The organism is Bradyrhizobium sp. R2.2-H, assembly GCF_004346455.1.
Classification (GTDB): domain Bacteria; phylum Pseudomonadota; class Alphaproteobacteria; order Rhizobiales; family Xanthobacteraceae; genus Bradyrhizobium; species Bradyrhizobium diversitatis.
This window is the reverse complement of sequence record NZ_SMBR01000008.1, coordinates 366,317-375,383: the sequence shown is the minus strand read 5'-3', so window position 1 is coordinate 375,383 and position 9,067 is coordinate 366,317. Positions and strand designations below refer to the sequence as shown.

12 protein-coding genes are annotated in these 9,067 nt (G+C 62.3%); 3 read left to right on the top strand and 9 right to left on the bottom strand.

Annotated elements, in window-relative coordinates:
• Nucleotides 1-16: 16 nt before the first annotated feature.
• From EDE08_RS22615 to EDE08_RS22595, 5 genes are all read right to left on the bottom strand, one after another.
• Entirely contained in the window at nucleotides 17-1,285 is a 1,269-nt protein-coding gene (locus tag EDE08_RS22615) for a CaiB/BaiF CoA transferase family protein (RefSeq protein ID WP_131870985.1), read from the bottom strand.
• 239 nt (nucleotides 1,286-1,524) lie between these two features.
• A complete protein-coding gene (locus EDE08_RS22610) occupies nucleotides 1,525-1,953 on the bottom strand; it encodes a GNAT family N-acetyltransferase (RefSeq protein WP_165936101.1) in 429 nt (142 codons plus the stop codon).
• A gap of 63 nt (nucleotides 1,954-2,016) precedes the next feature.
• Entirely contained in the window at nucleotides 2,017-2,316 is a 300-nt protein-coding gene (locus EDE08_RS22605) for a hypothetical protein (protein ID WP_131870983.1), read from the bottom strand.
• Nucleotides 2,313-2,549 carry a hypothetical protein gene (locus tag EDE08_RS22600; protein ID WP_131870982.1) on the bottom strand — a complete coding sequence of 79 codons (237 nt, stop codon included), beginning with the start codon at nucleotides 2,547-2,549 and terminating at the stop codon, nucleotides 2,313-2,315. The genes EDE08_RS22605 and EDE08_RS22600 overlap by 4 nt, the downstream gene beginning before the upstream one ends.
• A 386-nt stretch (nucleotides 2,550-2,935) precedes the next feature.
• Complete coding sequence (locus EDE08_RS22595; protein ID WP_502700629.1) at nucleotides 2,936-3,322, bottom strand: hypothetical protein; 387 nt, start codon at nucleotides 3,320-3,322, stop codon at nucleotides 2,936-2,938.
• Nucleotides 3,323-3,985: 663 nt separating this feature from the next.
• On the opposite strand from EDE08_RS22595, the gene EDE08_RS22590 reads away from it, so the two are divergent.
• On the top strand, nucleotides 3,986-5,524 hold the full coding sequence (locus EDE08_RS22590; RefSeq protein WP_131870981.1) for an FAD-dependent monooxygenase: 1,539 nt from the start codon (nucleotides 3,986-3,988) through the stop codon (nucleotides 5,522-5,524).
• A gap of 397 nt (nucleotides 5,525-5,921) precedes the next feature.
• Here the strand turns inward: EDE08_RS22590 and EDE08_RS22585 are convergent, their stop codons facing one another.
• Both EDE08_RS22585 and EDE08_RS22580 read right to left on the bottom strand, forming a co-directional pair.
• Complete coding sequence (locus EDE08_RS22585; protein WP_131870980.1) at nucleotides 5,922-6,698, bottom strand: hypothetical protein; 777 nt, start codon at nucleotides 6,696-6,698, stop codon at nucleotides 5,922-5,924.
• A gap of 568 nt (nucleotides 6,699-7,266) precedes the next feature.
• Nucleotides 7,267-7,599, bottom strand: a complete 333-nt coding sequence (locus tag EDE08_RS22580) for a hypothetical protein (RefSeq protein WP_131870979.1) — start codon at nucleotides 7,597-7,599, stop codon at nucleotides 7,267-7,269.
• Nucleotides 7,600-7,827: 228 nt separating this feature from the next.
• On the opposite strand from EDE08_RS22580, the gene EDE08_RS22575 reads away from it, so the two are divergent.
• Entirely contained in the window at nucleotides 7,828-8,028 is a 201-nt protein-coding gene (locus EDE08_RS22575; protein WP_131870978.1) for a hypothetical protein, read from the top strand.
• Entirely contained in the window at nucleotides 7,992-8,252 is a 261-nt protein-coding gene (locus EDE08_RS22570) for a hypothetical protein (RefSeq protein WP_245524855.1), read from the top strand. Before EDE08_RS22575 ends, EDE08_RS22570 begins: the two co-directional genes overlap by 37 nt.
• On the opposite strand, the gene EDE08_RS22565 is transcribed toward EDE08_RS22570, so the two are convergent.
• Both EDE08_RS22565 and EDE08_RS22560 read right to left on the bottom strand, forming a co-directional pair.
• Nucleotides 8,246-8,515, bottom strand: a complete 270-nt coding sequence (locus EDE08_RS22565; RefSeq protein ID WP_131870976.1) for a DUF6894 family protein — start codon at nucleotides 8,513-8,515, stop codon at nucleotides 8,246-8,248. The genes EDE08_RS22570 and EDE08_RS22565 overlap by 7 nt on opposite strands.
• Nucleotides 8,516-8,659: 144 nt before the next feature.
• Nucleotides 8,660-8,908, bottom strand: coding sequence for a hypothetical protein (locus tag EDE08_RS22560; protein ID WP_061877902.1), 249 nt, complete (start codon nucleotides 8,906-8,908; stop codon nucleotides 8,660-8,662).
• Nucleotides 8,909-9,067 lie beyond the last annotated feature (159 nt).

The following is a 9,067-nucleotide window of genomic DNA, read 5'->3' as shown; positions in this document are numbered from 1 at the left end:
AGCCGAGGCAAGGTCCTCAAGCTGACGTCGGAGGCTTGGCCGAGCCAAAGGCGCCCTTCTCGGCAAATTGGGCGATGCGACGTTCGTCGTAACCGAGCGTATCATGCAGGACCTGCTTCGTATGCTGGCCCAACAGAGGTGCCGCAACGGGATCGATCGCGCCGGTCATGCCCATGGCAATCGGTGGCTCGATGTTTGGCACCCACTCCGCTGTCGGGTGCGGAATCCGGTTCAAGCGATGGCGCTCCCGCGCCTCGGGCGCATTGAATCCCTCCTCGACCGTTCGGAGGTAGCCGACCGGAATATTGGCCAACTTCATCTTCGCCATCCAGTTCTCGAGCGTATCGCCTGCAAAGACCTCTGCAATGGCTGCCCGCAACAGCTCCTTGTTTTCCGAACGCGCTCTGCGCGTGGCAAACTGCGGATCGGTGATGAGATCGGGTCGGTTCAGGACCTCCACCACGAGCCGGCGGTAGAGCCGGTCGTTGGCGCAGGCCATGTAGAGCGGCCCGTCGGAGGCCTCATAGACGCCGACGGTCGGAGACCCGCTCGGCGAATTGCCGAACCGGCCAGGGTTTTCGCCGTTGATAAGATAGGCCATGCCGTAGAAGCCGGTCATCCCCATCGCAACGTCGAACAGGGCGACTTCGACATGCTGGCCGCGGCCGAGCCGGTCCCGCGCCAGCAGCGCCATCAGGATAGCGTTGCAGGCGGACATCCCCGTCGCCATGTCGACGATGGGCGGGCCGGTACGGACCGCCGGGCCGTCGGCAAATCCGTTGAGCGACATGAAGCCGCTTTCCGCCTGGGTGATGGGATCGAAGCCGGGCCGCGAAGCAAACGGGCCGGTGCGTCCATAGGCGGAGATCGAGCAATAGACCAGCCGCGGGTTGAGCGGCGCGACCGACTCATAGTCGAGCCCGAACTTCTTCATCACTCCGCTCGAAAAGTTCTCCACGACCACATCTGCCTTGCGGATCAGATCCAGCGCGATCTCTCGGGCCTCCGGCACGGCAAGGTCGAGCGCAATGCCGCGCTTGTTGCGGTTCAGGCTGAGATAGGCAGCGCTTTCGCCGCCAATCTCGGCATGCTCATAGGCGCGCGTGTCGTCGCCGCCGTCGGGATTTTCGATCTTGATGACGTGGGCGCCATAATCGGCGAGCGTCTGGGTGCAGGCCGGGCCGGCGACCACGCGCGTGAAATCGACGACCAGCAGACCATCGAGCGCGGTCGGCCCTCCAGTTCCTCGCGACGAACGCACCGGCAATTGAGGCATGGTGGGCATGATAGCGCTCCCTTACATCGGCTTATGGCCGCCGAATTTCCCGCAAGAGCGAACTTAAAGCCCGGCATGGTCGACTTCGCAAGTGCTTCGCCCGCATCACCCAAATACGCAAAAAGGGCCCGGCAGCCACCAGGCTACCGGGCCCTTCGATATTCCTGGCACATAGGTTGCGTGACGTCTCGCACCGGCTATTCACCGTTGCCACGTTCCGCATTACGGGAAAACCCCGCCCTATTCTCTCAGCGGAGCCACTTTCGCCAGTAAAGCGTGTGCGACCAGGCCCACGGCAATTCGGGTTCATAGAGCCGATAGCCCGCCTGGATGAAATTATTGGCAGAGATCGGATTGTTCGTCGTATCGGAAACGATACTCTCCCATCCCACGCGCCGTCCCCGCGCCTCGACGACGCGCATGAGCCTGCGCTGGAGGCCGCGCCCCCAATGCCGCTGCAAGACCCCGACCCTGGAGAAATAGCCGCCATTTCGAACGTGCGTCGACGGCACGACACCAGCGAAGGCGACCGCCTCATCACCGTGATAAGCCAGCCACCACGCACCGAGATCGAACTCGGGCATAGCTGCGGCATCAAAGAACGTGAGTTGATGCAAATCGCATAAAGTGTCGGCAACGTCATCATCGGACGGATCGACGATGCGAATTCTGTACATGGCGTGGCTCATTGCGGCAAAGACCGAGATCGGGTGCGCGGTGACGTCACCACCGCCGGAAGCTCACTTGCCCAGCACAACCTTGACACCGAGCCAGACGGCTCCCATGAGACCGGTGGCAAGCACCGTGATCACCGCCTTGAAAGTGTAGCTCTGCGCCTGCTCCACGCTCTTTCGCCACCTGCGCAAGTGCTGAAAATCTGCGCGCAGTTCCTTTCGATCGTCATCTTCGATTCCCAAAGAGGCGAGCACCGACGCCACCGCCTTCAGTACGATCGCATCGATGGCCTCCTGCTGGAGCCTGTGCTGCTGGGCCATTGTCTCGGCCACAATGGCCTTGATCTCGTCGTCCGCCATCTTCATCGCTTGATGATCCTCGCAACATTCTCGAACCCGCGCTTGGCGAAATAGAATGAGACCACGAGATTGGCTGTGATCGCCGCAAACCCCGCCAGAGCGTCCGTCGAACCCAAGCCGAGGACCTTGTCCCAGACCAGGAGCTTGCCCGAGCCGCGTCCCCCGTAAACGCCCTTGTAGCGCGCAGGCTTCAGCAGCGGCTCGAAGATCTTCGCCGTTGGAATTTTCAGGATGGACAATGGCTGCGCTCGCTCGCCCTAGGGCAGGCCAGTGCGCCTGCGCCACATCGCGGACCAGTCTTCGTTGTCTGGAATTTCAGGCTGTCCTTGCCGAGTTTGGCTCAGGTCAGGAAAGGCCCCATTTTCAGAGAATGGCGTCCAAAGGCCGAAGAGCCCTCTGAACTGTTTCTGCGCGGCTGGTCCGAGCGTGGAATTCGAGATGCCCGGTAGATCGAGTATGCGCGCCGTGCCGCGTTCCGCGCCCAATAGCGCTCGGGTGGCAGCAGGGCTCAAAGAACTCGGCCGCCGAAGGCATCAAACGAAAAACCCGCGCCGGATTTCATCCGCGCGCGGGCAACACCAACTTCTGTCGATGATGCCATTCTGCCGGTGTCTTGCCCGACGGGTCAACAGGAAATGGAGGTGCGATTGCAGATCGGTATCTCCGCGGTCTCGAGCGTCGTGACGGCGTCACCGCTGTTCGAACCCGCCGGATGCACGATGATGCGCTCGATCCGGTGAATCAATTCCAGCACGCCGTCCTGGCCGTTCTCGACGGGCTGTGCGGCCTTGCCCCAGCCGCGATCGAGGATGGCGTTGGCCGCCGAGACGCGCGCCGCGGGCGTCGCATCTTCGCTGCGCATGATGCCGACGAGCACCCGGATGGCCGTCCTGGTGTGGCTGCGCGCAAGCGAGCGGATCTCGGTCAGGTTGCGCGCCCGCGGCGTCTTCCCGCGCGCTGGCAACCGGAGCGGTGCAGGCTCAAGCTCACCTTCGATGATGTCCTCGCTCACGAGAACGTCTCCCACAGCACGATGGCAACGAGGCCCGCGAGGGCCAGCGATATCAGATAGGCGGTCATCGTCTCTCCCTATAAAAGAAATGCGCGGCAGATCGCGCGAGCAGCGCGATCGTTTCGGGCGCGAACCCTATCTCCGGTCCCGGAGACCGCAGCGGCGCGGGCAGCAGGCCCGGCGCCGCGGGCCGGCACGTTCGCGCGTGCACGGCCAGCAATGGTTCGGACGACGGCGCGCCGATCGGCGCTCCCTAAACGCGTTATCCAAGCGAGTGCGTGGCCGCAATGCGCCGCCGCCGTCCGATTGCGAAATCGAGAACGAAAAAACCCGCGGCGGATTGTTCCGCGCGGGTCAACCAAACTCGTCTCGATGATGTCACTTTGCCGGTGTTTTGCCCGACGTGTCAAACCCTGTGTTGTGCGCGCTTGCCGTCGCAGGAAGCGGTCATGAAAAAGCCCGCTGCAGATTGCTCCGCGCGGGCCAACCAAACTCGTTTCGATGATGCCATTCTGCCAGTGTTTTGCCCGACGTGTCAACGCGGCGGGTGCAGAAGCGGAAGCCCCTCCTCCCGGCTCAATATGTGGTTCGCAAGGGGCTTGCTTCAAGCCCCCGATGATCGCGTAGAAGCCTCGACCCAACAACGAGCCGAGGGATCACGACATGCCTGTATCGCTTCCGACATCCCGGTCGCGCCGCCGAACGCACGCAAGACGCGCGGCAGCCACCGGTCATGCGGTCATCATCGCTGGCGGCGGCCCGACCGGGCTGATGCTGGCCGCGGAGCTTGCGCTGGCACATATCGACGTCGCCGTGGTCGAGCGGCGCACCAATCAGGAGCTGGTCGAGACGCGCGCCGGCGGACTGCACGCACGCAGCATCGAAATCCTCGATCAGCGTGGCGTCGCCGAGCGCTTCCTGGGCGAAGGACAAATCACCCAGCTTGCAGGCTTCGCCTGGACGCGGCTCGACATCAGCGACCTCCCCACAAGGCACGCCTACGGGCTTGCGCTGCGACAGAACCATATCGAGCGGCTCCTGGCCGACTGGGTCGCGGAGCTCGCGGTCCCGGTCTATCGCAACGCCGAGGTGACGAGCTTCGCGCAGGACGAGACCGGCGTCGACGTCACGCTCTCCGGCGGCGAGACGTTGCGCGCCAACTATCTCGTCGGCTGCGACGGCGGCCGCAGCGTGGTGCGCAAGACCGCCGGCATCGATTTCGCCGGTTTCGATCCGACGCTCAGCAATCTCATGGCCGAAGTCGAGATGCGCGAGGAGCCGGCATGGGGCCTGCGTCACGACGCGCTGGGCTTTCATGGCCTCAGCAAGACGGAGAGCGGGCGCGTGCTTGTCGTCGTGACGGAGGCGACGCTCGATCGGAGCGGCCAGCCCACCTTGCGCGATCTCAGCGAGGCCCTCGTCGCCGTGTACGGCACCGACTTCGCTCTGCACAGCCCCAGCTGGATCTCCCGCTTCACCGACGCGGCGCGGCAGGCTGCATCCTATCGCAGGGAACGTGTGCTGCTCGCCGGCGATGCCGCGCACATCCATCACTCCGTGGGCGGCCAGGGCCTCAACACCGGCCTGCAGGACGCGGTCAATCTCGGCTGGAAGCTGGCGCAGGTCGTCAAGGGCATTTCACCCGACAGCCTGCTCGACACCTACCACGCCGAGCGACATCCCGTCGCCGCGCGCGTCCTGCGCAACACCATGGCGCAGATCGCCCTGCTCCGCCGTGGCGACGAGGGCCGCAAGGCCGCGCGCGACGTGGTGTCGGAGCTGCTCGCCATGGAGGCGCCGCGCCAACGCTTCGGCGCGATGATGAGCGGGCTCGACATCCGCTATGATCTCGGCGAAGGCCACGCGCTGCTCGGGCGCCGCATGCCGGATCTCGATCTGACGGTCGAAGGCCGGTCGCAGCGATTGTTCACGCTGCTGCACGGCGCGCGCGGCGTGCTGCTCAACTTCGGCAAGCGCGGCAGCATCGACATCACGTTCTGGGGGAAGCGCATCGAGATCGTCGATGCCGTTTGCGACGGCCCCTGGCAGCTTCCGGCCATCGGAGAGGTCGCCGCTCCCGGCGCGGTGCTGGTGCGGCCCGATGGTCATGTGGCCTGGGTGGGAGACGAGAGCCAGCGCGGACTTGCGAAGGCGTTGACGAGGTGGTTCGGGCCGGGTGGCGGGGAGAGCGTGTATTCTTGAACGACGCCTTGGTTTGGTGCTCCAGATGTCCGCTTCTCCCGCAACAGGAGCCCATATAGCGGGCATCGTTGGGGTCGCCGATGGGCCAAAAGTCGACATCGGGACGCGTTTGATAAAGCCTAGTCAGACCTCGCCATTTGGGGTGACACGTTCGGCGTGTATACTCTGCGGGGTATGCCGTTTCCTGGCCCTGTCGTGGCCCGTGGTGCGAAACGCTTGTTGGGCTTCTGTTGGTAGAGCCCTGCACAATCGCTCCGTCTGGGGCCGTTCCAGCTACGATCAGATGCGAGTCGCTCACGTCGATGATCGACGGCTGACTCTTTTCACCGCAAACGAGAAAACCTTCCGCTCCAAATTAATGAGCACAGGGCACCGCAAATTGAGCGCGGCACGAGATTCACGGACCGGCGGCGTACGCCCCCCGGGATCGCCTCGCCAGGTCCAGTCCGATGTCATCTATCATAGCCTGCATGGCGTCGGTTGCTTGCGCGTAGCCAAGATAAGTCTGGGCGGCAGTTAAGTCGTACGCATTCCAGAATGGCCCCTGCTTGGGCGCTGCCGCATCCTTCAACACAAGGTTATATCCATTCTGAACAGCTACAGGGTTTACAACAGGTTTGTTCACGATCCCAGGGGAGTACAACAAACAGTTCCTGCCCAACTTGGTCACAACAAAAGTTCTCGATAACTGCTTTCCTTGGTCCGTGACCTTTCTCTCCTCATGTGTTTTATACCACTTCTCACCCACCTTAACTCCTGCGTTAACATCGAACGAAATTACCTTAGATAGTGGAATGCTCGCGCCGATTTGGCCAGACACATATACCTCAGTAGAGCTTTCCCGGCCCTTTGCATCGCTAGTTTCTGTGTATGTTGTCCAAGTTATGTAGACTGCGATGTTCCTGATTTTTGGCTGCGCTCTGCCTCCTGTAGCCTCCGTATAATACCTCCGCAGCACGGTCTCGACCGCCCGAAACACATGCATTCCACAAGCTGTTGACAACTCATAGCAAAGCGCCTTGCCAGCCTCGATCACATCGAACCTGGCCTCAGGCACTTTCGTCCAAAGCTCCGCAGGGAATAGCTTCCACGGCTCGTCCAACAGAGTGAGCGTATCAAAACTGCCTTTCTGACTGACGAAGTAAGCTGGAAAAGTTCCGATCTCCGCAGTCAATGCGGTCTTAAATTGCTGATACTGGTTATGGATTGTCGGGACAATGTACCCAAGCTCTTCCTCCCAAGCCTTGCTCGTGTCCGACGCGTCTCTGAGTGATTTGGCTAAGCCCTCTGCCAGTTGACGACAACTTCGCAAGTTCGCCGAAAAGACGCTCCCAGAAATCAACTACTCTACTGCAATCTGAGTGCTCCAAAGCTGAAAAACGACGTCGCCTCGCTTGTCTTTCGGCGCTATAGATAGGATCTGCTCAAGCTGAGCACATAGATTAAAGACGTAAGGCAATGAGATTCTTATCATAGGCCGCTGCTCGCCTTGATCGAATAAGTTCCTCACTCTAGCACCACGAGCGTTGGTGGTACGAGCGTTGCGGCCTTTCGAACACACGTTTTCCCCCGCAATGACTACGTGTTGCATTCGTGTCGAAGTGACTGAAGTTGCATTGCTGGAAGGACGCGTAGAGCCGCCCCGTCCTCCATTTCGCCCGCTGGATGCGAGAGAGAGGCCAGCAGGAGCACGGCGATGGAATCATGTCATCGCTGGGTCGAAAGGCCCCGACGTCACCGACTTAGGTTCGTAGTGAAGAACACAGGCCGACGGCAAAGGTCACCACGCCAAGCACGTTCAGCCCCACTGACGTTACACTACGTCCATCACCATCCGCCTCTTCCTTCGCAGGCGCGTCCATCGTCCTGCGTCCGAGAAACGTATCGGGTGGTGGTTGCTTCAACAGCTCGCGGCATTCGCGCACGATCTGGCGCATGCATTCGGCCTGCTCGTGCTCAGCAGGCAACGGCCGATGGATGCACACCTGCGCTCGCTTCGCTTGCAGGCAGGAGCGCGCCTGCTCTCTCAACCACCGCGTCCACGGACGAGAGCCCTGGCCGGCGATGTCGTGCAACGTCGCCTTTGTTCAAAAGTGAACTCAGAAATCGCAACGCAGCAAGATGAGTAAGTGGCTCAAACGGCTGAACTTGCACCCGAAATTTAATCCGCGCGACATATCATATGATGTGACTCGCCGTCGCCGGAAGCGTAACCTTGGTCCATCACCGCAAGGCCCAAGGCATCGATCGGTGTTGAGAACGCCAGATGCGTTCCCGCCCGACCTCCAAGGAGGAGCAGCGCCATGCTGACACGGCGTCGGTTCAAACAGACGAGAACCCTGAACGAAAGACTCGCGGACAAAGCCGCTCGCTGTCGCGAGGAGGCGCGCGCGCTGGCGCCGGGGCGGCGCCGCGAGATGCTGCTGCGCCAGGCGCGGCAGGACGAGACCGTGATGCAGATCGAGATGTGGCTGCGCTCGCCCGGCCTGAGGGCGCCGACATGATGCAGCAATATCGCGCTTATCTCGTCGGCGAGGACGGCGTCTTCCGCTCCGCCGAAGCGTTCGAAGCCCCGTCCGATTCCTCCGCGCTGGCCGTTGCGAAGCAGTTCACGCGGCTCGGCAAGGTCGAAGTCTGGCAGCTCGGCCGCAAGGTCGCCGTGCTGGAGTCCGGGCAGTCTCGGCCGCCGCTGCCCGAGCCATCCCTCCCCATGCTGACGCGTCAATGATCGCGTGACCGGGATCGCGACGTGAGATCTTCGATCTCGAAGCAGAACTTCACCTGCATGATGGGGCCGCCTGCGTCGCGAACGTCGATCGCCATCTCTTGCCGGCCGCCGGTGAGCGGCGCAGAGAGCACCGCATCGCGCGCCATGTCGGCAACCGACTTGGCGGCCTCGGCCTGGACCGCGCGCGGGCCGGACAATTCCAGCCCCTCCTCGTCCAGCGCTATTCCCGTGTCGTCGCGAAGGTCGAAGTAGTATCGGGGCATTGTTGCATCCTCCGCCGTAATAGGCCGAGGGGCGGACAAAGGTTTCCAACGGGACGAAAATATTCGCTTGGGATCAAAGGGGTTCGGGAACGGAGCGCACGGGCTCAGCCGGGACCGGAGTGCGCCAGCTCGCGCACTCGCCTCTCACTCTTCCGCAAGCTTGCGCTCGATATAGGCGTCCACGGTCTCGGCGAACGAGCGCTGCACGCCGACCGCGGCATCGTGCTGGTCGAGCGCGTCGCGCTGGAGCACGCGCAGGCCGCGCCCGCGGGCGCTCGCCGGCGCCGTGTTCAGGAACTCATCGATGGCTCCCCTGGCGAGCGGAATGGCCTTGGGATCGCCCTTTGCGATCAGGAGCCGCAACAGGCTCTGGCATTCGGCGAGGCCCGGCATGGCTTCTCTCACCTTTGCTGCGATTTCGGCTTCGGCGGCTTGACCGGCTGGGTATGGGTGCCGAACAGCGCCAGCAAGAACGCGACTTCTTCCTTCGAACCGATCTGGATCATGATTGTTCTCTCCTGTTCGCTTCGTTGGTCGAGGCCCGGAGCCGAG

Coding starts and splice junctions, on each gene's coding strand:
- EDE08_RS22575 (WP_131870978.1), top strand. CDS start 7,828: ATGCTGACACGGCGTCGGTTCAAACAGACGAGAACCCTGAACGAAAGA.
- EDE08_RS22590 (WP_131870981.1), top strand. CDS start 3,986: ATGCCTGTATCGCTTCCGACATCCCGGTCGCGCCGCCGAACGCACGCA.
- EDE08_RS22565 (WP_131870976.1), bottom strand. CDS start 8,515: ATGCCCCGATACTACTTCGACCTTCGCGACGACACGGGAATAGCGCTG.
- EDE08_RS22615 (WP_131870985.1), bottom strand. CDS start 1,285: ATGCCCACCATGCCTCAATTGCCGGTGCGTTCGTCGCGAGGAACTGGA.
- EDE08_RS22610 (WP_165936101.1), bottom strand. CDS start 1,953: ATGTACAGAATTCGCATCGTCGATCCGTCCGATGATGACGTTGCCGAC.
- EDE08_RS22605 (WP_131870983.1), bottom strand. CDS start 2,316: ATGAAGATGGCGGACGACGAGATCAAGGCCATTGTGGCCGAGACAATG.
- EDE08_RS22560 (WP_061877902.1), bottom strand. CDS start 8,908: ATGCCGGGCCTCGCCGAATGCCAGAGCCTGTTGCGGCTCCTGATCGCA.